We start from the raw sequence: 20,567 nt of genomic DNA, 5'->3' as shown, positions 1-20,567 counted from the left end.
TCTTCCACGCGTGCCCGGTCGACCGGGTGCTGGGCGAGGAACTCGTTCACTGACAGTGCCATGGCGGATCAGTGCCCTTTCACCGTGCGCAGGTGGGCGCCGGATCAGCCGTCCGAGCGGGAGAACCGGTTCGTCATGAGGTTGCTCGTCGTGTGCAGCACCGCGGCGAGGACCTGATCGGTCTCTGCGCGGATCTGCTCGGCGACGGCTGTGTTGGCCTCGGCGAGCAGCGCCGGGACGGCCTGCCCCGCGGCCCCGTCACCTGCAGAGCCTCCGCCGGCCGCTGAGGACCCGTCGGGCACTGAGGGGTGCGAGGGCTGGGAGACCGCCTCATCGGCCGCATGCACCGCGGCATGCCCGAGCGCGAGAGTCGTCTGCTGGTAGCGCTCGATGAGCGGGATGACGTCGGCGAAGTGCGCGTCGGCCAGCGTCGCCAGCAGGCGCGAGGTACAGTAGAAGCTGTCGGTGGTGACCTGGGCGGTGGTGGTCGCCAGGTACTCCGGAGCCGTCTCGACGTTCGTGAACATCGGGATCAGCGTGGTGAACGGGTTCGACGCGTAGGCGATCCACTGCAGCGCCCGGGAGGACTCCGGACGGTCGGGACGGATCTGGAGGATCGCCAGGGCGTTGTGGCGGTTGATGCCGATCGGGCGGAACGCGCGTCGCTGGGCGTCGGTGCCGTGCGGGGAGTACGGATCGAACGGCGTGCCCTGGTAATGCGAGCTGAGCACGTCCTTGACGTCCTCGATCGTCAGCTTCCGCTCCGGCCTGCGGCTCCACGCCAGGTCATCGGAGTCCGGCCGGTTCCCCGGTCCGGGGCCGTCCCAGTCCTCGCTCGTGGGGTTCAGGGTGCGCTGCATGTACCAGGCGCGGGGCGTGTTGTAGACGTGGTCGGAATCCGTGTGGGAGCCGAAGGCCTCGCGCGGGTTGATGACGCTCCCGCCGGCGCTCGACGGGGCCGCACCGAAACCGGTGCTCGAGGCGGGGCGCAGCGTGAGGTCCAGATCATGCTCCTCGAGGAACGCCCGCAGATCCGGGCTCGCGAGGTGATCCCTGCCCTCTCCTTCCGCATCATCGAGATCGAAGGAGTCGATGCCCAGCTGGTTGGGCATCGTCACGTAGTGGTCCTCCGGGATCCGCTTCGCGATCCAGTGGTGCCCGCCCACGGTCTCCAGCCACCAGATGTCCGCCACGTCGGAGAACGCGATCCCGTTCATCTCGTAGGTGCCGTGCTCGGCGAGCAGCGCCCCCAGACGCTCCACGCCCTCCCGTGCGCTGCGGATGTAGGGCAGGACCAGGGTCAGCATGTCCTCCTCGCCGATCCCGCCGGGCCGCTCAGGCCGATGGTCCGGCGTGCCGGGAGTGCCCGACTCGGGGACGAGCTCGACGAGCGGATCCGCGCCGAGCACCCGTGGATTGCTGGTCAGGGTCTCCGTCGCGCTCATCCCGACGTTCACCGCATTGATCCCGGCCGAGCCCCAGAGTCCTTCGTCGGGCAGGGCATTGGGCACCGAGGTGTAGCGCAGCGGGTTCTCCGGCAGCTCGATCTGCAGGCGGCCGAGGACGCTCGTGTAGACGCGGGGCTGATCCTCCGGAGGGACCACCACGACCCGCTTGGGATCGAAGGAGCCGTTCGAGGAATCCTCGGTGCGGGCGACGAGAGGCGACCCGTCGGCGCTCGCCCTCCTGCCCACCAGCAGCGTCGTGCAACCCACCTGTGACCTCCTCGGCCGTGTGACATCTGGGCGATCCCGGGAGAGCGGGATCGCATGCCCTGCCACGGTAGTCCTCTTCCGGTCGGGGCCTTCACACCGCGGTCGCGGACGACGTCTCCTCCACAGGGGCCCGTCGTCCACAGCCGATGCCCTGCCGTGGCGCACGGATTGCGTCTCCTCCACTGTCGAGGCATGACCACCGATGACTCGTACCTGCCCAGCGCCGACCTCTTCGACGACGGCGATCTCACCGACGACCGTGCTGACCCGGGTACCCGGTCGGCTCCCTGGTATCTCGGCGATGCGTGTGTTCCGGCCGACGAACCCACGGACCGGGCTGGTCGGGCAGCGATGAGGGCGGACTTCTCCCACCTGCCCTTCACCCGCACGGTGCGTCACCTGCTGGACGCCATCGGGGACGGGATGCGGCTCACCAGGCAGGGGAAGCTGTACGCCGTCGATCGTCGACGAGTCGAGGAGCGGTGCGCCGAAGAGCCGACGGGAAGGCGATGGGGTCCGTACGGAGGAGGCACGGGTGTCGAACTGGCGTGGGACGTCCTGACCCGCCTTGGGTGGCTCCTGCGCGAGGAAGGGCGGGTGCGCCCATCAGGCAAGGTGCTGGTCGGCGACGAGCGCGACGATGCCACGGAGGAGGCCCTCGACGACGCTCGTCAACTGCTCGCCGCCGTCCTCGACACGGTCGACGTCGGGGGAGCGACCTCCTGGTGGGGGAGCAGCCCGCCCGACGACGGCTTCGACGCTCTCCTGGTGGCGAGCGGGACAGACGGCCTGACGCTGCCGGTGATCCCTCCGGACGACCGGCTCATCCACTGCTCCGAGACCGTGGATTTCCTGGCGGCTCTGATCCGCCAACCGCACATCCACCACGTGCCGATCGACCGTGCCACGGGGCATGTCGCCGAGGGGAAGCTGCGGGAGCTCGGCCACGTCTCCAGAGCCATGAGCGCGCTGGACAGCAAGGGATTGCTGGTCGCCCCGTCGCACAGCGGACGCGCACCCGACGAGGACTACAGGGACCGCTGGGACGACGGGAACTACGGAAACCCCGGGGACTACCGGGATCACCGATCGCTGATGACCTTCCGAGCCCCCGTGATGATGCGCGGCGCGGTAGCTGTGCTGCGAGAACGCCGTGCCGTGCAGCGTGCCGAACTGGCCGCCGACCTCGAACGCCTCTAGCGGCGCCAGGTGTGCTTCGGATCGAAGCCGAGGACTCTGCGCGCCTTGTCGATCGAGAGCAGCGTGCCGTGACCGGCGATGTCGCCGTGCACCGGGACGTCCGGGAACACCTCGGCGACGAGCTCGGCGTTGTCGCGGGACATCACCGTGTCCGCGGCAGCGATGATGAAGCGGTCGAAGCCGGTGGCCTGGTGCTCGAGAGCGAGACGCACGGCCTCGGCGCCGTCGCGCCCGTCGATGTAGCCCCAGAGGTTCCACTTGCGCGCGCTCGCGTCAGCGTCGAAGGTCTCGAACTCGGCGTAGTCCGCCTCGTCCATGACGTTCGAGAAGCGCAGCGCGATGATCTTCAGCTCCGGATGCCACCGGGTCAGCTCGATCGCCATCTGCTCCTCGAGGTGCTTGGAGAGGGAGTAGGTGGATTCCGGGCGCGCCGGGTAGTCCTCGTCGACCGGGATGTACGGGGGCGGGGTGTCGAACGGCAGGCCGAGCACCGTCTCGCTCGACGCGGTCACGATGTTCGTGATGCCCGCCTTGATCGCCGCGTTGAACACGTTGTACGTGCTGATCATGTTGTTCTGGAAGGTGGCTGTGTTCGTGGACAGCCCAGGGGCCGGGATCGCACTGAGATGCACCACCGCGTCGAACCCGTCGGGCGCCTGCTCGTCGATGCCGGTGAGCGCATCGAGCACCTGCCCGGCGTCGCGCAGATCGATCCGCACGAAGCCCGTGCCCCGTTCGCCGGCCTGGTCGAGGTTGATCACCAGGTGTCCCTGGTCGCGAAGGTGGCGGAGCACCGTTCGTCCGAGCTTTCCCGAGCCACCTGTCAGTGCGATTCTCATCTGCACATCCTGCACCAGGGACCCGACGAACGCGACGGTGGGCGGAGGGGTGGGACGGGTGAGCGGCGTGGACAGCGGGGCGGCGCAATCGGGGCGGATCGAGCAGATCGGGCACGATGCCGCGCGGGCGTCAGCAGGCGGCCGGCACCTCGGCCGCCTCGGCCGCGAGCACGTCGGCCCGCACCTGCTGGCGACGGTGCACGAGGTAGGACCAGCTCGCGATGCCGAGGCCGAGCACGGCCAGCACCACCCCGGTCCACGCGGGGGCCAGCAGGCCCCAGCCGGCGGCGAGCACGCCCGCGCCGAGCGCCGCGCCGAGGGAGTTGCCGATGTTCAGCGCCGAGTGGTGCAGGGCGGCGGCGAGCGAGGGGGCGTCGGGGGAGGCGTCGAGCAGGAACAGCTGCAGCGAGGGGCCCATCAGCTGGGAGGTCACGGCGATCGCGAGCAGCAGGACCATCGCGGCGATCGCCTGATGGGCGACGAGCGCGAACACCGTGAGGCTGAGCGCCATGCCGAGCAGACCGAGGAAGATGGTGCCGTAGACGCTGCGGTCCGCGAGCCGACCGGCCAGGATGTTGCCTGCTGTCATGCCCACACCGAACACGAACAGGGCGATCGGCACGGCGCTCTCGCCGAGGCCCATCACGCCGGGCACGATCTCGCCGATGTAGCTGTACACGGCGAACATGCCGCCGAAGCCGATGGAGCCGATGCCGAGCGCGAACCACACCTGCACGCGACGCAGGGCGCGCAGCTCTCCGCGGATCGAGCCGGAGACGCCGTCGGCCCCGGTGCTGGGCGGTTCGGGGACCAGGCGCCAGATCGCCAGGGTGCTCGCCGCGGCGATCACCACGACGATCACGTACGCCCAGCGCCAGCCGATGCTCTGGCCGAGCGCGGTGGAAGCCGGAACCCCGAGCATCGTGGCGATCGTCAGGCCCAGCATCACGAGCGACACGGAGCGGGCCCGACGACCGGCGGGGGAGAGGCGCGCGGCGACCAGCGAGGCGACGCCGAAGAACGCGCCGTGGGGGAGGCCGGCGACGAATCGGGCCGACGCCAGCACCGTGAAGTCCGTGGCCAGCGCCGAGAGCAGGTTCCCCACCCCGATCAGGGCGATCAGCAGCACGAGGAGCTTCGCGCGGGGCAGCTTCACCGCGGCGATCGTCACCAGCGGTGCCCCGATCACCACGCCCAGGGCGTACAGGGTGATGAGCATGCCGGCCTGGGGGATGCCCACATCGAGCGACTCGGCGATCTGCGGCAGCAGGCCCATGCTGGCGAACTCGGTGGTGCCGATCGCGAAGGCGCCCAGCGACATGGCAAGGATGACCAGCCGCAGGCGTCCTGGGGACAGCGGGGCGGTCGGCGAGGGGGACAGCGAGGTCACGAGGGCTCCAGCGAAGGTCGGCAAGGCATCGCTGCCGACGCTGGAAGCGGTGAGTACGCCTCGATCCTATAAGCGGCGGTGGGAGCGGGGACAGGGGACGTGATCGCTCCGCCAACGGGGCCCCGACGAAACCGGCTCTTGGCGCAGGCGGTCTCGGCGCGGCGGGAGCGCCGACAGCCGGGCCTCGCACAGGGAGTCGGGTCCCGCAGGCTAAGCGCCTCTGTGCTGGATCTTCAGCGCGGGCCCTCCGGGATGCACGGGTATCCGTCGTCGCGCGAACACCTGCTGGACGTGCTCGTCGGACTCGTCCACCTCGAACGCCACGACGTCCCGGGACGGATGGGTGGTCACCCGTTCGATCCGCCCTGCGAGGGTCACGAACCCGGCGATCGATGCCACGAAGGGAAGGCCGACCCACTTCTCCAGCCGCGTGAAGAACCACCATCGCGTCGCGGCGTCGTACCGCTCCTGCGCCGTGAGGATCCGGTGGAAGCCGAGGTACCTGCGGGAATCCTCGGGACGGTCCGGCAGCGTTCCCGGACCGAGGCGCACGTTGATGTATGGCCCGGGGTCCGCATCCGCCCACGAGACGCTCGACAGCAGGTCCAGGCCGGACTGTGGCATGAGGAGCTTGGACCTTGACCGGATCACCCAGGCCGGCTCAGGTTCGTCGCCACGCGCAGCAGGGCCGTGGGCCGGACCGTCGCCCGAGCTCTTCGTGGGTCCGTCGGCCAGATCGCCGGCGAGCTCGGAGACCATGAGTTGGGCTGCCAGGGACTGGGTGAGGCCCAGCTGTTCCGTGACCGCTCGCGTCGAGACCCAGTCGTTCACAAGAGGGGCTGCGAGTAGGCGCCCCGCGAAGGATGTCAGGTCGGGAGAGAACGTCGATCTCACGGTGAGCTCCTTGGTGCGCGAGGGGAACGAAGTGCGTCATGCCGGACGGTCCGGGCTTCCTGTCGAGCACCAGCGTGCCCCTATGTTCATGTACGGTGACATGGGGTCGGTGCGGACGAAGGTCTGGTGTTTCGGAACCGATGTCAGTACAGCACGCCCTTCCAGAACCCCCGTCAGCAGGAGCGCACATGTCGCATTTCCCGGGATCCGACGAGCAGCCGACAGCCCCACTCGTCTTGGTGGCTGTGGCCGTTCTGGGCCTCGCCGCAGCCCTCAGCCTCCCCTCTCCGTTCTTTTCGGGGCTCCTGCTGGTCCCCGCCTACTGCGCGGCAGCCATTCTCGGATATCGCGGAGTGCGGTGGGCACCCGCTCTGGGCTTCGCCAGTGCCGGGATCGCGATGTTCGTCGCCCTGATCGCGGTGGCCGTGGCCTTTGCGCAGCCGACCGCGGGAACCACCATGGCCGGGCTGCTCCGCGCGGTCCTCATGGTTGTGTGCGCCCTGCTGGGAGGCGCAGGCTCCGTCGCGCTGATGGTCGTGCGACCTCGTCCCAGTGGAGTCCCGGGAGGAGGCGTGGGCGTGCCCGGCCACGGCGCGGTCGCAGATGGGGCGCCGACGGCTCCTGGTGATGGCTCGCAGGCAGCTCCGAGGAAGAGCGGCGTGAGGGAGTCTGCGGCGCCGGAGGACCTTCGCCGGGCCGGGCAGGCCGCGGCCACCGGAGCGCGCGCCGCGATGGCCGGCGGCGCTGCCGCGTGGAGAGCGCACCGGAGGCGTGCCACCGTGAGGGAGCAGCGTGCCGCGGAGCACGCCGCGAGTCATCCCGGGTACTTCAGCAACAAGGCCATGGTCGAGAGGAAGCGTGGGCGAGAGGACGCGGAAATCCGCAAGGCCCAGCTGCTGCGCGCACGCCGGGAGAACGGCCGGCGCTGACAATCACGGTCCGTCCGGATCGGCTCGGCAGGAGAGGCTGCGCAGCCTGGACGCTGGGTGGAAGGCCCAGCATCCTGCCTGCCGATCCCGGTACTGTGCTGTGAAGCAGGTCGCAGTCGACCTGCCCCGCGCCGGATCGCACGGCGCGCTGATCCACGACACGTTGGGACGCCCCTTGGAACAGATCACCGTCGCCGGCCACCCCGAGCCCATCCCCGCATCCCCAGTGGCGGCGCGCATGCTGGCCGACAGGCTCCGGACCGCCCGTGAGAAGCGTGGCGACGAGGCGGCCGACAACCTCGAGACATTAGTGGGGCAGCGGATCGGGACCCTGCTGGCGGGCGGCATGCCCAGCATCGACGTGGCGACCATGCGCGCGATCGTCGACTTCGTGGAGACCCCTGCCGAGGAGGAGCCCGAGGCCACCGGCCTCGGGCGTGCGGTGCGCGGGATCAAGGACAAGCTCGCGCAGCGAGGCGGGCCCGTCGGGGGCTGAGTCCCGGGCGGGGCGCCCGCCCCGTTGCGGTGTCGGGCCGACGACGTCGACCACAGCTCAGGAACGTCACCGGCAGCGCAGGAACGTCACCTGCAGCGCAGGAGCAGGGCGACCGCCCTCCGGAGGTTGCCACGATGACCATCACGACCCTCTGGAAAGAGAGCCCTTCATGACCGACTCCTCGACCTGGGACGCCCTCCCGCAGCGACTGCCCGACTGGTTCCGTGACGCCCCGCTGGGCATCTTCATCCACTGGGGCGCGTACTCGGTCCCCGCCTGGGCGGAGCCCACCGCCGAGCTCGGAGCGATCGCCGATGACCTCGGCTGGTTCGCCCACAACCCCTACGCGGAGTGGTACTTCAACACCATCCGCATCGAGGGCTCGCCCGCCGCGGAGCATCATCGGGAGGTTCACGGCGACGCCCCGTACGACGACTTCCTGGACCAGTGGGAGCCGACGAACTTCGATCCGTCGGCCTGGGCTGATCTGTTCCGCCGGGCCGGCGCGGACTACGTCATCCCCACCACCAAGCACCATGACGGGATCACGCTGTGGGACGCCCCGGGCACCGGCGAGCGCAACACCGTGCGGCGCGGGCCCCGCCAGGACCTCGTCGGGGCGATCGCGCAGGCCACGAAGGATGCCGGACTGCGGTTCGGGGTCTACTACTCCGGCGGGCTGGACTGGCATGTCCGGCCGACGGAACCGCTTGTGAGCGGCCAGGACGTCGGAGATCGGAAGCGGCCACGCGACGATGAGTACGGGAAATACTGCAGCGCGCACATGCGCGACCTCATCGACCGGTACCAGCCCGACGTGTTCTGGAACGACATCGGCTGGCCCGACGAGAACTTCCACTTCGACCGGGGCGGGCTCGGCGAGCTGCTCGAGCACTTCTACGACCAGCGTCCTGAGGGTCTGATCAATGACCGCTTCTCCGGCGCGCACCAGGACTTCGTGACCACGGAGTACCAGGCCGGGGAGATCCCTGAGGACCAGCCGTGGGAGAACAACCGCGGGATCGGGCTGTCCTTCGGCTACAACCAGGTCGAGGACGAGACCCAGTACATGTCCGGTCCGCGGGCGATCCGTCACGTAGTCGACGCGGTCTCCAAGGACGGCCGGGTGATGCTGAACGTGGGCCCGCGGGCCGACGGCACGCTGCCCGAGCTCCAGGTGAGGACCCTCGAAGCAGTCGGGGGGTTCATGGCCGAGCACAAGGCGCACCTGGCCGGCTCGCGCGGGCTCGGCGAGCAGGAGATCCCGGGAACGACCTGGGCCCGAGCCGTGGAGAAGGACGGGCAGTGCTTCGTGTTCCTCAGCGGCTCGCAGGGCCCGCTGACGATCAGCGCCGCCGACCTCCCGGCGGGCTACGACTGGCCCGGCGAGGGCGTCACGGTGGAGCTCGCGGGGGAGGACGCAGCCCCGGTCGCCGTCAGCGCGCCGAGCGTGCCCGACTCTCGCTGAGCGTCCTCAGTGGACTGCAGGGGAGCGCTGCGGAGCCGGTCCCCGTGGGGCCTCGGCCCTCCAGTACGGGGCCGACGGAACGACTCCTGCGTGGCAGCCCGTGCCGCTCCCGTCGGCCCGTGCCAGCCTTGTGGCAGGTGCCGGAACATCAGTCCGCTCCACAATGTCGCCCCGAAAGCGACTTCCCAGGAGGTGCATGACGCCGCGCTGTAGTACGTGCTGACAGTCAGCGGGATGCCGAAGCCGTCCCAGACGAACGCGGTGGTGTTCGAGGGCGCCGTCGCCGAAATCGCCCACGTCACCGAGCATCTGCTGGCGGATCTGGTGACCTCGGCTCCGCCGAAGGACCGCGAGGTGGAGCGGGAGACGGCGCGGGCACGGACCGCGAAGAGGCTCCCGGAGGCGACCGCCTCCTGAGGCTCGCTCAGCGCCCCCGCGCAGCCAGCTTGGCCATGAGCCCGGTGGGGGCGAAGCGCGCGGCGTTGTAGATCGCCTTGTAGCGCTTGCTCGGCACGGAGACGGCCCTGCCTCGGCTCACGTCCCGCAGCGACTCTTCGACGACCCGCGGGGCATCGAGCCACAGCCAGTCGGGGATGCCTTCCTCGCCCTTCGCGAGGCCCAGCCGCTCATGGAACTCGGTGTGGGTGTATCCGGGGCACACGGCCGTGACGGTGACTCCGCGGGGGCCGTAGTAGCTGTTCGCCCAGCGGGAGAACATCACCAGCCAGGCCTTGGAGGCGGCGTAGGTGGACCGTGGGGTGACAGCCGAGACCGAGGAGATGGTGAGGATCGCGCCGGAGCGCCGTGCCAGCATGCCGGGCAGCACGGCATGCATGAGCCGCATGGGCACCTCGTCGTGGAGCCGGAGGTGGCGCACCTCGTCCTCGATGTCGTTCTTCTCGAAAGCGAGCGGGAGGCCGAAGCCTGCGCTGTTGATCAGCGTGTCCACCGGTCGCGCAGTATCCATGAGGCGGTCGGTGACGGTGGTGATGCCGTCCATCGAGGACAGGTCCGCGCTCAGGACCTCGACATCCTCGGCCCCCGCGCGCTGGAGCAAAGCGACCAGAGCCTCGAGCCGGCCGCTGTCACGGGCCACGAGCACGAGGTGGTCGCCGCGGCGAGCGAGCTGGCGGGCGTATTCGGTGCCGAGGCCGGAGCTGGCGCCGGTGATCAGGGACGTCGTAGTCATGGCGCGAGTGTAGGGGCGCAGGTCGGGAGGGTGTGGAGAGCGTTGCCAAGTCTCCACCGGGCGGTCGATGGCCCTGCGTGCGAGACCGCGCTGCGTCAGGAGCCCGCGGCCGTCACGACCGTGACGTGCAAGGACTCCGCCAGCGTGTCGAGGAGCAACCGCCCATCCCCTTCGATCCTCATGATCCTCATGATCCCCAACCAGGCGTACCTGATCCCGCCGTACCAGATCGTCCAGAACCTGGGCTGGCTCGATACCGTGCCGGGCATCGTGGCGCCGACGATCTTCAGCGCCTTCGGCACGTTCCTCATGCGGCAGTTCTTCGTGAACCTTCCCGATGAGCTGGAGGAGGCGGCGCGGCTGGACGGCGCGAACCCCTTCCAGATCTTCTGGAAGGTGATGCTCCCGCTGGCCCGCCCGTCGATCAGCGCACTGGCGATCGTCACCGTGCTCGCCGCCTGGAATAACCTGCTGTGGCCGCTGGTGGTGACCAGCCGCGCGGAGCGCCGCACGCTCTCCGTCGGCATCGCGTCACTGAACGGGCAGTACGTCATCGACTACCCCGTGATGATGGCCGCCTCGCTCATGGCGATGGCCCCCCTCCTGATCCTGTTCATCCTCATGCAGCGCCGGGTGATCGAGGGGCTCGCGTTCTCGGGGCTCAAGGGGTGAGGGCGCACGCTCGCGGTGGGCGACGTTTTGCTGTCAGCCCTCCGTGACGTGCTGATGTAGCTCGTCGGCGAAGCCCGGCACTCCGGACCTCGCTAGCGACCCGAGGAGCTCGTCGATCGTTCGCGGAGGGCTCTTGAAGGAGGACAGCATGTGTTCGATGGCCGTGGTGACGTGTGCCGGGGCGAGATCGAGCTGGTTCAGGGGGAATGTGTCGGGATGGACGACCTCAACCTCCCACGGTGCGAGCGCTGGAGCAGGGAAGTCCTTGAGATTGAAGGTGACGATGGTGTGCACCTGTGCCCTGATCGCGCACGCGAGGACATGTCGATTCTTCGGATCGTTCGTGAGCAAGGGCTCGATGGCTGAGTAGTCGTCAACCTCGGCGAAGCGGAATGCTCTACGCATCATGCCGACGCGTTTCGCCGCAGACGCTGGTGGGACATGGAGCTTGTTCACCAGTGTCCGTTCGGTCTCACCGAGGATCGAAGCCGACCATCGAACTCCGAAGGCACCCGTCTCGGCGATACGCAGGATCGTGTCGCAGAGCGTGATCGGCACGAGAACGCACGCATCGAGGGTGACGGTGAACAACGCTCAGCTCAACGTGTCGAGGGTGTCGGGCCGTCCAGCAGGTCATAGAGACCGTCGGCTTGGCCATCGTGCTGCATCGTGTCCAAGGTGTCAGCACGGTCCTGTCGTAGCGATTCCTGGAACTCGATGACGTCCTCGAGGCGCACCCGACGGTGGCGGCCACGCATCTCGAACGGGAGCTCACCCTGCTCGAGAAGCTTCACGAAGGTGGGGCGCGAGATGTTGAGCAGGTCAGCGGCTTCCTGAGTGGTGAGCAGTCGCTGGTGGGGGACCACTGTGACCCCGTGGCCTTCGGCGAGGTGGCGAACGATCTGCTCGAAGGCGTCTGCGACGTCCGACGGCAGGTCGAGGCGATCGCCGGCAGCAGTGACGAGTGCAGGCTGCGCTGCCACGTCGGTCCCTCGTGCACGGAGCGCCGCGACGAGATCGACAAGCTGGCCATGCTCTTCGTCTCGGGGTACGTAGGTCTCGGGGGTACGGCGGTGGGCGGCGGCAGTCATCGGTCCTCCTGGAGCTCTGACCCCCATTTTATTCGAAATAACCGAAACGTCTAGCGGTGCTGCTCCGTCGGAATGCACCGTTCGACGGCGGAGAGCCACCGCTTCTCGAGTGGCTCCATGCGGACGCGGTCCGTGGCGTCCAGGACGTCGCGGGTGGGGAACATCCGAGCTCACGACCAGGGTTCTGTGGCAATGATGTGGAGGGTCGGTGCGAGAGGACGTTCCATCCGGCCTTCCCAGGTGAGGACGCCATACAGTATGGCTTCGGCACGGGGGTGCCCGGCAGCGGGGAGCGTCTTCGCGTTCGTCGCGCCGCGCCCCAGGTGCCGCTCGGTTGCCGACGATCCGTCCGTTCGTGAGGAGCTCGCCATGTCTTCTGCCCCGCCGTCGGACGCGCCTTCGTCGGATGCCCTGCCCACGCCGGAGCCGGCCCGCCACCTCGTACGGCGCGGACGGATCGGGGTCGTCCTCGCGGTGGTGCTCGTCGCGCTGATCGTCTGCGGCTGGATCCCCGGAGTGGCGGGAACGATCGGTGCTGTCCTGCTTCCGTGGCTGGCGATCCCGCTCGTGCTCTGCCTGATCCTCGCGGTGTGGTCGGCTCGCCGCAGCATCGTCGTGCTCCTGGTGCCGACACTCCTCTGGGCCGCAGCGATGGTCCCCGCGATGCCGGGTGTCGGCTCCGATGCACAGGGCGACCCGATGGTCGTCGTCGCCCAGAACGTCAGGGCCGAATCCGGGACCGCCGCGGACTCCGCCCGGGCCGCGGTCGATGAGGGCGCGGGCGTCATCGCTCTCACGGAGCTCGATGCCGACAGCCGGGCGGCGGCGCAGTCGGTCCTCGATGCCGACTACCCCTACCGGTACGAGGTCGGGACGGAGGGGATCTGGAGCCGGTACCCGCTCGGCGCGGGCGAACCGCTCTCGCTGGGGCTGGGGTGGAAGCGCGCGGCGCGCGTGACCGTCCAGGCTCCTGCCGGGGACGTCTCCCTGTACCTGGTGCACGCGGCCTCCGTGCGTCTCGGCAAGCAGGAGGGGCGCGACGAGATGCTCTCCCAGGTCGCCGACGTGATCGCCGCAGATCGCTCGGAGCGGGTCCTGGTGGTCGGCGACTTCAACGCCGCCTCCACGGATCCCGCGCTGCGACCGCTGCGCGCTGCTGCGGACTGGGTGCGTCCCACCGGGATCTCGCCGGGATTCACCTGGCCCGCGAGCGCTCCCGTCGCCCGGATCGACCACGTCTTCACCCGAGGTCTCGACGTCGCCTCCTCGACCTCGTTCCGGGCCGGGAGCAGCGACCATCTCGCGACGAGAACGGTGCTCGACACAGGGGCGTGAGGCACTATCCGGGTGTCAGTGCCCGCCGCTACTCTTCGCTGAGTGCAGGTCACAGACCCAGCGATCCCTGCTGAACAGGTCGTTCATCGAAGTCAAGGAGTCAGTTATGGACACGTCGGTTGCTGCGATCACCTCGTGGACCTTCCTTGAGGAGTGCCCGGTCCCAGGAGATGTCACGCCGCTGCTCGTCCCGGAGGAGCGCGCGATCGCGGCGTACAAGACGTTCCGCGATTCTGCCGTCTTCACGACGAAGAGGCTGATCGTCAGGGACGCCCAGGGGCTCCGGGGAAAGAAGGTGGAGATCTACTCCCTGCCGTACTCGGCGATCAACATGTGGTCCTCGGAGAACGCCGGCCCCCTGGACCTGAATGCGGAGATCGAGCTCTGGACGCGAGCCGGCCATATCAAGATCAATGTCGGCAAGCACATCGATGTGCGTCGCCTCGACCTGCTGATCGCAAACGCAGTGCTGCGCTCCTCCTGAGCATTTCGAGCTGGGTATCGGGGGTACACGGGGCACTGCTGCACTACTTCACATCCCGGGAGGCGGCAGCGACACTCGGCGGTGTACGAGCACCTCGTGACGCACCACCATGGGATGTCCGGCAGCGGGAAATCAGCGCCGCACGACGGACCATGCACCGCTGCGAGTCACCCCGCAGGTGTCAGCGGAGCCGAGCGAGCACGCCGTCGAACAGCGAGGGCGTCACCTGGTCCACGAACTGCAGCACGCGGGAGGAGTCCACAGCGGTCGTGAGGGCGGGGAGGTCGGAGCCGGAGACGTCGGATCCGGCGACGACGCTCCCGGCCAGGAAGACCACGACCAGCCCGATCACGAGCCCGAGAGCGCCGCCGAGGAGGCGGTCGATGACCCCCAGGTGCAGGCGATCGGCTCCGCGCCGCACCGCGTGACCGATCCGGCCGCCGATGCCGCTGCCCACGACGAGCAGCGCGATGAGCGTGCCGATCACCGCCACGAGGCGCCACGGAGGATCGATGGCGTCGGAGACGAAGGGCATGGCCCATACGGCCGCGCACGCCCCGGCGGCGAGACCTGCCAGCGCTCCCAGGGTTGCGGCGAAACCCGACCTCAGGCCGGAGGCCGTGGTGCCCAGCAGGATCAGCGCGATCACCACGTCGACGATCCAGGCCATGATCCACCTCCCTCATCCATGCTCACATCATGCAGTGCGGGCATCCTGCCACGGCGAGCCTGGATGGCCGGTGGGCGGTCAGCTGGCGCCCTCGCCGCCGTCCGACGCGTCGTGGCGGACGCTCCGGGTCTCCGCGCGGAACTGCCGCGGCGGCCTCCCCATGAGCCGGCTGAACGTGCGGCCGAAGTTCGACAGGTCGTGGAAGCCGCTGCTCCGGGCGATGGCGGCGATCGGCTCGTCGGTCGCCTGGAGCAGGCTGAGGGCGTAGCGGATGCGCAGACGCGCGATGTATTCGCTCGAGGGGAGTCCGACGACCTTCGTGAAGCGGGAGGAGAAGTAGGTGCGCTCGAGCTGGGCGCGCTGCGCGAGCGAGGCCAGGGTGTGCGGCTCGCGGTAATGCCGGTCGAGCCAGTCGCGCACGGCGAGCACACGGTCGTCCGACGGGTGGGTCCACGTGGTCGCCTTGATGAGCCCGCGGGCGATCACGGCGTGTGCGCAGGTGGCGAGCAGCGCGGTGCGCAGCGAGGACAGCAGGTCGAGGCTCCGCGGATGCTCCGTCTCCTGCACGAGCAGATCGAGCAGCGGTGCGATCGTGTCCGACGGTGCCAGTTCGACCTGTGCGAGGTCGGTGGTGACCACCTGCGGGGCCGAGGGCAGGGGGAGGAAGGCCGCCAGGGCCTCGTCGTGCGGGGGCTGCAGGTTCGGCAGCGGGTGGAGATCGGGGTCGAGGAAGACGTTCACAACCTCGAGCCCGTTGTCGTCGGTGACGAGGCTGTGGGTCTGCCCGGGTGCCGTGACCGAGACCGACGGGGAGACGATCTTCTGCGTCGTGGCCCCCATGAGGTGGTGCCCCTGCCCGGAGAGCACGAAGGTCAGGAGCAGGACGTCGAGGTGATGGGGGTCGACGACGGGGTTGATGAACCGCGGATACCTCTCCGCGGCGACGCCGGCGAGCCGCAGCGTCGGGAAGCGGTCACGGAGTCGCACGGCGGGGTCGGGGCTCGGCATGTCGGCTGGTGCCTCGATTCGCGGTGACGGTGGCGATGACAGTGGTGCTGGTGTTGGTGCTGGTGCTGGTGCTGGCGGCGGGGCGATGGCAGCGGTGGTGGCGACGTGGGGATCGATGGAGCAACATCCTCAGCGAGATGCCCAAGATACTCCGTGTTCTGCGACCGTTGGCGGCATATCGTGGTTCCTCCGAGATACCCGGACGGGGAGGCAGGCCATGATGCAGATCGATGTCGACCGAGCAGTGTGTGTCGGGGCGGGGCAGTGCGCGCTCACCGCACCAAACGTCTTCGACCAGGATGACGACGGCCTCGTCGTGCTCCTGGATCCGAACGCGGCAGAGGATCCGGAGTCCGAGGGCGGCACCGCGGTGCGCGATGCCGAGGCCCTGTGTCCGTCCCGCGCCATCAGGGTCACGGGCTGACCCGTGTCCCGGAGACACGGAGCGAGCCAGGAGACCCCACGATGACCGCATGCCCCCTGGGCCACGGGGCGCGCGTGCTCCCCGCGGACTCGATGCCGACGCAGCCGTCGGCGCAGTTCGCGCGGTGGCGCGACGCCGACGCGCTCGTGCCGCTGGACTTCCGGGACGGGCATGAGGGCCTGCTCGTCACCCGGTACGACGAGGCGAAGGAGGTGCTGTCCGATCGGCGCTTCAGCCAGCAGCCCCAGCGCATGCCCCGCAGCGACGCCCAGCTCGACGACGGGTTCCCCGGCGGCCCGCTGGACGATGCCGGCGCGCTCGCCGTGGCCAGCACGAACATCCTCGGACTCGACGGTGAGGAGCACCGGCGGCTGCGTAAGGCTGTCACGGGACGCTTCTCCGTGCGGGCAGGGCGGACGCACCGGCCGCGCATCGCGGAGATCGTGGCCGAGGAGCTGGAGAACCTGATCGCCGCCGGCCCCGTCGCGGATCTGCTCGAGCATTTCGCCGAGCCGATCTCGATCCGGGTCCACGCGCTCGTGCTCGGGGTGAGCGACGATCTGGTGGACCGCTACGCGCAGTGCTTCGTCCACGGCGCCCCGCCCCAGGACCGGCACGACCTGCTGCGGGAGGCGATCGAGGTGCGGCGAGCGGATCCGGGGGAGGACGTGATCAGCGACCTGCTCGCGAACGACGACCTCTCCGCCGCCGAGGTCGAGGGGCTGCTGCACATGCTGAGCATGTCCGGTCGGGACACGGTCGCCTTCATGATCTCGACCGGCACGGTCGCGCTCCTGGACAGTGCCGAGCAGTACCGGACCCTCGTCGCGGACCCCGATCTCGTGCCAGGGGCCGTCGAGGAGATCGTGCGCTTCTGCACGATGTTCCTCACCGTGTTCCCCCGCACCGCCACCGAGGACGTGGAGATCGCGGATCGCACCATCGCGGCCGGAACGACCGTCTCGGTCTCGACGGTCTCCGCGAACCGCGACGAGCGACGGTTCGAGGACCCGGACGCCTTCGACGTGCGTCGCGATGCTCGGGGGCACGTCGCCTTCGGGCACGGCCCGCACGGCTGCATCGGGCAGCAGGTCGCCCGGGTCGAGCTCGACGAAGCCTTCCGGGCCCTCGTCACGCGCCTTCCGGGCCTGCAGCTGGTCTCGACCGGGCAGCACGAACCCAGCCCGCTGGCGAATCCGGTCGCCACCTACGCGGCCAGACCGGTCCTGGTCACGGGGTGGGAGCGCTGAGAGCTCCCTGACGTCGCCGCCGGGTGCGAGTCGGAACTATTCGGCCTGGAAGCGCAGCAGTCTGATGCTCATGGGTGGTGAGCTCCCTCCCGTGCGTTGGCCGCAGGTCCCGTCACAGCAACGGTCGCACGCTCCGATACCCGTAGGCGACCTGCGAGGTCGGGGTGTCGAAGATCTGCGTCGAGCGTCCGGGCTCGGTGTACTGCTCCCATCCCGGATCGCCGCCGGCGATGAAGGCGACGGCTGCGGCGTGGACGTCGTCGGCGAGCTCCTGCGGAGGATTCGGGCCGGTGAGCGCATCCATGCCGATGGGCGAGCCCAGGCAGTCGAAGAAGAACGGCACGTCGAGGCAGTGCTGGGCGAAGCCGAACACCCCCGACGGCCACGAGAACCGGTACACCCAGGTCGGAGCCTCGCTGCGTGCTGCAGCTGAGACCCCGCGGTCCATGGCGGCCTGCGCAGCGTCGGCCGCGACGCGCTGGCCGTCCTGGCGGGCAGAGACCGTGCGCAGCAGCGCCGTGCGGAACATGCGGTCGGTGAGGAAGCGTCCGCCGATACGGGCGGTGCCGCGGGAGGCGACCTCGGCGCTCGCGGCGAGGTAGGGCTTCATCGTCTGCTTCGGCATCCCCAGCTTGCGCAGCAGGAACGACTTCGGGATCATGCGCATCTTTCTCGCGTTCTGGGCGAAGACCATCGAGAACTCGTCGTCGGTCGTGCCGAGCACCAGCGGTTTGTCGGCGCCGACGCCAGCGGCGAGCGACTCGTCCGTCGGCCGGAGGATGAGCTCGCCGTCGATGGTCGGGCCGAGCGGCAGGCCGTGCTCGAGCAGGCTCGGGAGCGTCGCCGGGGTCATCGCGGTCGCCTCCTTCTCCGCCTCATGGATCCGCTCCTCGCTGAGCGTGCTGAACCCGACGCGGGTCGGCTCGACGCCGAGGGCCGCGGCGAGCGCCCGCCCGAACGTCTCGCCGCGCTCGAGCGTGACATCCGCGGTCGCGCCCGAGATCGAGACGGCACCGTGGAAGAGATGCTGGGCCGCGCCCATGCCGAGCAGCGTCTGCACGGCGCCGCCCCCGGCGGACTGCCCGGCGAGGGTGACGCGGTCCGGATCGCCGCCGAACGCGATGATGTTCTCGCGCACCCACTCCAGCGCCAGCAGCCAGTCGCGCACCCCGCGGTTCGAGGGCGCATCCTCGATCCAGCCGAAGCCGTCGAACCCGAGCCGGTACGAGACGGTCACGACGACCACCCCGTCGCGGGTGAAGGCGCGGCCGTCGTACCAGGGGCTCGCCGCGGACCCGGAGACGAAGCCGCCGCCATGGATCCACACCAGCACCGGCAGCGCGGGGCTCTCCTCCCCGGCGTCGGGGGAGGGCGTGAACACGTTGAGGTTCAGGGTCGCGTCGCCCGGGATGCTCGGCTCGGGGATCAGCGTGATGCCGGGATCGCCGCGCTGCGGAGTGGGCCCGTGCTCGAGCGCGTCGAGCACCCCGGCCCATGGAGCCTTCGGCACCGGGGCGGCGAACCGCAGCTCGCCGACGGGCGCCTCGGCGAACGGGATGCCGAGGAACGCGGCGGACGCGCCCGCCGCGCCGGGCTCCCCTCGCCATGCGCCACGCACGCGGCCGGCTGCCACGTCGACCTCGACGAATGCCCCGTTGCCCGTCATGGATGCCTCCTGATGCTCTGGGTGGTCAGCGCGGCGGCGCGCAGGCGGCCGCGGGCTGGACGACTCCGGTCAGCGTAGGCGGGGAGGCTGGGCGAAGGCCTGAGCGCGCCGTGCACCACGCTCTGTCCGAGAACTCGTCCACCACGCCCTGTCCGAGAACCAGCAGGTGCGAGCCAGGTGTTGAGGGTGTCGAGGAGCTCTTCCGCAGCGGTTCCGCTCTCCTCGCAGCGGTTCGGTCTGGAACTGATGCTCGAGCGGGGGTGGTGCGCGGTGTCGGGCTGGTAGAACGCGATGTGCACCGCTGATCGCCCACGTCCTGGTCGGGGGGGCTCCCTGGGCAGAGGGGTGCGTCAGACTTGCCGTATGCGGAAGTCGGAGATCTCTGTGGATGTGCTCAGCGACCGGGTGGGTGACGTCCTCTTCGAACGCGGCCGTCGCTACGCGGCCGACGGGCGAGTGCGCCTGCTCGGGCATACCACGAGGCATGTCGCTGCGGTCGTCACCGGATCCGAGGACTACGAGGTGGAGATCGAACTGGCGGAGCGTGGATTCCTCGGTAGCTGCACCTGTCCCTTCGCGGAGGACTGGGACGTCTGCAAGCACATGGTCGCCGTGCTGCTGCGCTGGCTGGAGGTGGACTCCGAGGACACCCCAGATGTGTCCGGATCCAGTTCCCCGGAGCCCGAGGTGACCGTCGTCGGCTCCGCATCCGGGGAGGGCACACGAGACGTTGAGCCACGAGCAGGTGACGAGGAGGACGAGCTGCTTCGTGCCCATCTCGCGCAGCTGCCGGTGGGCAGGCTGGTGGGCGAGCTGCTGGCGGCAACTCGAGTGGATGCGATGCTCCGCGCGCGACTGCTCGTCGAGGCCGGGGCACCGGCGGCCACGGCGTTCGATGAGGCGCCGCTGAGATCGGCGCTGGTCGAAGCCTTCTCTGTCGAGGGTTTCGTGCACTACCGGGACGCCGGAGACTATTTCTGGGGCATCGGCGAGGTGCTCGACGAGGTCGGGGAACTCATCGAGGAAGGGTTCGCAGCCTCAGCCGCCCGGTTGACGCTGTTCGCTCTCGATCTGGTCGGCGAGTTCGGCCAGTGTGCTGATGACTCCGACGGCGGGCTCGTGATGGTTCTGCAGCAGATCGAGGAGATCCATCTGCGGGCGAGCAAGTCGGTGGCCCCTGATCCCGACGCTCTCGCCGCCACTCTCGTCGAGCAGGCGGTGGACAGCTGGACGGAAGTCTTCTTCGATGCCGCTTCGGAGTACGCCGAGATCCTGGGTGAAGGTGGCCTGCACACCTATCGAGACCTGCTGGCGGAGCGATGGAGAGGGCTGCCCGCTCGCGGTGAGCAGGAGGACGGCGGGCGGTTCGCGGTGCGGTACCTGCGGGAGCAGGTCGCCGAGGTGCTCGGCGGGACGGACCAGCTGATCGAGGTGCTCACGGAACACGCTGAGGTGTCCCATGACTACCTGCGCATCGCCGGACTTCTGCACCGGGAAGGTCGTGCGGACGAGGCGCTGGAATGGATCGACCGTGGTCTTGGGACGTGTGGCTCCGACGTGAGCCTGCTGGAGCTTGCTGCCAGCATCCATCGAGAGGCGGGCCGTGTGGATCTCGCGGGCGAGCTGCTGTGGAAGAACTTCACCGATGCACCCGGGACCTTCACGTACAGAAGCCTCAAGAGCGGCACCGGCGCAGACTTCACGCGCTGGCGTGACCGAGCGCTTTCCGTGCTCAAGGAGCTGGGCACGTGCTCTCGCGGAGGGGATTGCACTGCGCTGGTCTCCTCCCTGCTGTGGGAGGGGGATATCGACGGTGCGTGGGTGGCTGCGCAGGAGGGCGGATGCCG

Annotated in this window: 20 protein-coding genes and 1 pseudogene; 11 read left to right on the top strand and 10 right to left on the bottom strand. The window is 69.5% G+C overall.

Annotation, left to right across the window (positions count from 1 at the left end; genetic code table 11):
• Nucleotides 1-104 precede the first annotated feature (104 nt).
• The gene (locus ACT3T5_RS16440) at nucleotides 105-1,715 is read right to left on the bottom strand and encodes a C69 family dipeptidase (protein ID WP_444594935.1); all 1,611 of its coding nucleotides are present in this window, start codon (nucleotides 1,713-1,715) and stop codon (nucleotides 105-107) included.
• Between the two features lie 192 nt (nucleotides 1,716-1,907).
• Between ACT3T5_RS16440 and ACT3T5_RS16435 the strand changes: the two genes are divergently transcribed.
• On the top strand, nucleotides 1,908-2,915 hold the full coding sequence (locus tag ACT3T5_RS16435) for a hypothetical protein (protein ID WP_444594934.1): 1,008 nt from the start codon (nucleotides 1,908-1,910) through the stop codon (nucleotides 2,913-2,915).
• On the opposite strand, the gene ACT3T5_RS16430 is transcribed toward ACT3T5_RS16435, so the two are convergent.
• From ACT3T5_RS16430 to ACT3T5_RS16420, 3 genes are all read right to left on the bottom strand, one after another.
• A complete protein-coding gene (locus ACT3T5_RS16430; RefSeq protein ID WP_193119204.1) occupies nucleotides 2,912-3,754 on the bottom strand; it encodes an NAD-dependent epimerase/dehydratase family protein in 843 nt (280 codons plus the stop codon). The genes ACT3T5_RS16435 and ACT3T5_RS16430 overlap by 4 nt on opposite strands.
• Nucleotides 3,755-3,884: 130 nt before the next feature.
• On the bottom strand, nucleotides 3,885-5,144 hold the full coding sequence (locus ACT3T5_RS16425) for an MFS transporter (RefSeq protein ID WP_444594933.1): 1,260 nt from the start codon (nucleotides 5,142-5,144) through the stop codon (nucleotides 3,885-3,887).
• 210 nt (nucleotides 5,145-5,354) lie between these two features.
• On the bottom strand, nucleotides 5,355-6,038 hold the full coding sequence (locus ACT3T5_RS16420) for a hypothetical protein (protein ID WP_444594932.1): 684 nt from the start codon (nucleotides 6,036-6,038) through the stop codon (nucleotides 5,355-5,357).
• A gap of 188 nt (nucleotides 6,039-6,226) precedes the next feature.
• On the opposite strand from ACT3T5_RS16420, the gene ACT3T5_RS16415 reads away from it, so the two are divergent.
• The 4 genes and pseudogenes from ACT3T5_RS16415 to ACT3T5_RS16400 all read left to right on the top strand — a co-directional run bounded on the left by ACT3T5_RS16415 (nucleotide 6,227) and on the right by ACT3T5_RS16400 (nucleotide 9,348).
• Nucleotides 6,227-6,967, top strand: coding sequence for a hypothetical protein (locus ACT3T5_RS16415; RefSeq protein ID WP_444594931.1), 741 nt, complete (start codon nucleotides 6,227-6,229; stop codon nucleotides 6,965-6,967).
• Between the two features lie 100 nt (nucleotides 6,968-7,067).
• The gene (locus ACT3T5_RS16410; protein WP_444579480.1) at nucleotides 7,068-7,463 is read left to right on the top strand and encodes a hypothetical protein; all 396 of its coding nucleotides are present in this window, start codon (nucleotides 7,068-7,070) and stop codon (nucleotides 7,461-7,463) included.
• 169 nt (nucleotides 7,464-7,632) lie between these two features.
• Entirely contained in the window at nucleotides 7,633-8,931 is a 1,299-nt protein-coding gene (locus tag ACT3T5_RS16405; RefSeq protein ID WP_444594930.1) for an alpha-L-fucosidase, read from the top strand.
• Nucleotides 8,932-9,021: 90 nt separating this feature from the next.
• Nucleotides 9,022-9,348: pseudogene (locus ACT3T5_RS16400) on the top strand (DUF2277 domain-containing protein).
• A 7-nt stretch (nucleotides 9,349-9,355) separates the two neighbouring features.
• Here the strand turns inward: ACT3T5_RS16400 and ACT3T5_RS16395 are convergent.
• Complete coding sequence (locus ACT3T5_RS16395) at nucleotides 9,356-10,120, bottom strand: SDR family NAD(P)-dependent oxidoreductase (protein WP_444594929.1); 765 nt, start codon at nucleotides 10,118-10,120, stop codon at nucleotides 9,356-9,358.
• Between the two features lie 144 nt (nucleotides 10,121-10,264).
• On the opposite strand from ACT3T5_RS16395, the gene ACT3T5_RS16390 reads away from it, so the two are divergent.
• Nucleotides 10,265-10,792: a carbohydrate ABC transporter permease gene (locus ACT3T5_RS16390; RefSeq protein ID WP_444579484.1), complete on the top strand. Its 528-nt coding sequence runs from the start codon at nucleotides 10,265-10,267 to the stop codon at nucleotides 10,790-10,792.
• A 33-nt stretch (nucleotides 10,793-10,825) separates the two neighbouring features.
• On the opposite strand, the gene ACT3T5_RS16385 is transcribed toward ACT3T5_RS16390, so the two are convergent.
• Both ACT3T5_RS16385 and ACT3T5_RS16380 read right to left on the bottom strand, forming a co-directional pair.
• Nucleotides 10,826-11,383 (bottom strand): PIN domain-containing protein, encoded by a 558-nt coding sequence (locus ACT3T5_RS16385; protein WP_444579485.1) that lies wholly within the window; start codon nucleotides 11,381-11,383, stop codon nucleotides 10,826-10,828.
• Between the two features lie 8 nt (nucleotides 11,384-11,391).
• Complete coding sequence (locus ACT3T5_RS16380) at nucleotides 11,392-11,883, bottom strand: helix-turn-helix domain-containing protein (protein WP_444579486.1); 492 nt, start codon at nucleotides 11,881-11,883, stop codon at nucleotides 11,392-11,394.
• 369 nt (nucleotides 11,884-12,252) lie between these two features.
• Between ACT3T5_RS16380 and ACT3T5_RS16375 the strand changes: the two genes are divergently transcribed.
• Nucleotides 12,253-13,218: an endonuclease/exonuclease/phosphatase family protein gene (locus ACT3T5_RS16375; protein ID WP_444594928.1), complete on the top strand. Its 966-nt coding sequence runs from the start codon at nucleotides 12,253-12,255 to the stop codon at nucleotides 13,216-13,218.
• Nucleotides 13,219-13,324: 106 nt separating this feature from the next.
• Nucleotides 13,325-13,702: a PH domain-containing protein gene (locus tag ACT3T5_RS16370; protein WP_444594927.1), complete on the top strand. Its 378-nt coding sequence runs from the start codon at nucleotides 13,325-13,327 to the stop codon at nucleotides 13,700-13,702.
• A gap of 181 nt (nucleotides 13,703-13,883) precedes the next feature.
• On the opposite strand, the gene ACT3T5_RS16365 is transcribed toward ACT3T5_RS16370, so the two are convergent.
• Both ACT3T5_RS16365 and ACT3T5_RS16360 read right to left on the bottom strand, forming a co-directional pair.
• Complete coding sequence (locus tag ACT3T5_RS16365; RefSeq protein ID WP_193119189.1) at nucleotides 13,884-14,372, bottom strand: CvpA family protein; 489 nt, start codon at nucleotides 14,370-14,372, stop codon at nucleotides 13,884-13,886.
• A 78-nt stretch (nucleotides 14,373-14,450) separates the two neighbouring features.
• Nucleotides 14,451-15,380 carry a helix-turn-helix domain-containing protein gene (locus ACT3T5_RS16360; protein WP_444594926.1) on the bottom strand — a complete coding sequence of 310 codons (930 nt, stop codon included), beginning with the start codon at nucleotides 15,378-15,380 and terminating at the stop codon, nucleotides 14,451-14,453.
• A gap of 217 nt (nucleotides 15,381-15,597) precedes the next feature.
• Here ACT3T5_RS16360 and ACT3T5_RS16355 point away from each other — a divergent pair, with 217 nt between their 5' ends.
• Together ACT3T5_RS16355 and ACT3T5_RS16350 are read left to right on the top strand one after the other, a co-directional pair.
• Nucleotides 15,598-15,804, top strand: coding sequence for a ferredoxin (locus tag ACT3T5_RS16355; RefSeq protein WP_444594925.1), 207 nt, complete (start codon nucleotides 15,598-15,600; stop codon nucleotides 15,802-15,804).
• 41 nt (nucleotides 15,805-15,845) lie between these two features.
• Entirely contained in the window at nucleotides 15,846-17,054 is a 1,209-nt protein-coding gene (locus ACT3T5_RS16350) for a cytochrome P450 (RefSeq protein WP_444594924.1), read from the top strand.
• 112 nt (nucleotides 17,055-17,166) lie between these two features.
• Here the strand turns inward: ACT3T5_RS16350 and ACT3T5_RS16345 are convergent, their stop codons facing one another.
• The gene (locus ACT3T5_RS16345) at nucleotides 17,167-18,720 is read right to left on the bottom strand and encodes a carboxylesterase/lipase family protein (RefSeq protein ID WP_444594923.1); all 1,554 of its coding nucleotides are present in this window, start codon (nucleotides 18,718-18,720) and stop codon (nucleotides 17,167-17,169) included.
• Between the two features lie 363 nt (nucleotides 18,721-19,083).
• Between ACT3T5_RS16345 and ACT3T5_RS16340 the strand changes: the two genes are divergently transcribed.
• A partial coding sequence (locus tag ACT3T5_RS16340) for an SWIM zinc finger family protein (protein ID WP_444594922.1) occupies nucleotides 19,084-20,567 on the top strand: 1,484 nt, incomplete at its 3' end.

This window comes from Brachybacterium sp. AOP3-A1-3 (assembly GCF_052378285.1).
GTDB lineage: Bacteria > Actinomycetota > Actinomycetes > Actinomycetales > Dermabacteraceae > Brachybacterium.
This window is presented reverse-complemented; position numbering and strand designations above follow the sequence as displayed.

Bases quoted from the DNA above. Each gene is read 5' to 3' on its own strand.
- ACT3T5_RS16435 (WP_444594934.1), top strand. From the start codon at position 1,908: ATGACCACCGATGACTCGTACCTGCCCAGCGCCGACCTCTTCGACGAC.
- ACT3T5_RS16430 (WP_193119204.1), bottom strand. From the start codon at position 3,754: ATGAGAATCGCACTGACAGGTGGCTCGGGAAAGCTCGGACGAACGGTG.
- ACT3T5_RS16415 (WP_444594931.1), top strand. From the start codon at position 6,227: ATGTCGCATTTCCCGGGATCCGACGAGCAGCCGACAGCCCCACTCGTC.
- ACT3T5_RS16405 (WP_444594930.1), top strand. From the start codon at position 7,633: ATGACCGACTCCTCGACCTGGGACGCCCTCCCGCAGCGACTGCCCGAC.
- ACT3T5_RS16395 (WP_444594929.1), bottom strand. From the start codon at position 10,120: ATGACTACGACGTCCCTGATCACCGGCGCCAGCTCCGGCCTCGGCACC.
- ACT3T5_RS16380 (WP_444579486.1), bottom strand. From the start codon at position 11,883: ATGACTGCCGCCGCCCACCGCCGTACCCCCGAGACCTACGTACCCCGA.
- ACT3T5_RS16375 (WP_444594928.1), top strand. From the start codon at position 12,253: ATGTCTTCTGCCCCGCCGTCGGACGCGCCTTCGTCGGATGCCCTGCCC.
- ACT3T5_RS16370 (WP_444594927.1), top strand. From the start codon at position 13,325: ATGGACACGTCGGTTGCTGCGATCACCTCGTGGACCTTCCTTGAGGAG.
- ACT3T5_RS16365 (WP_193119189.1), bottom strand. From the start codon at position 14,372: ATGGCCTGGATCGTCGACGTGGTGATCGCGCTGATCCTGCTGGGCACC.
- ACT3T5_RS16360 (WP_444594926.1), bottom strand. From the start codon at position 15,380: ATGCCGAGCCCCGACCCCGCCGTGCGACTCCGTGACCGCTTCCCGACG.
- ACT3T5_RS16355 (WP_444594925.1), top strand. From the start codon at position 15,598: ATGATGCAGATCGATGTCGACCGAGCAGTGTGTGTCGGGGCGGGGCAG.
- ACT3T5_RS16350 (WP_444594924.1), top strand. From the start codon at position 15,846: ATGACCGCATGCCCCCTGGGCCACGGGGCGCGCGTGCTCCCCGCGGAC.
- ACT3T5_RS16345 (WP_444594923.1), bottom strand. From the start codon at position 18,720: ATGACGGGCAACGGGGCATTCGTCGAGGTCGACGTGGCAGCCGGCCGC.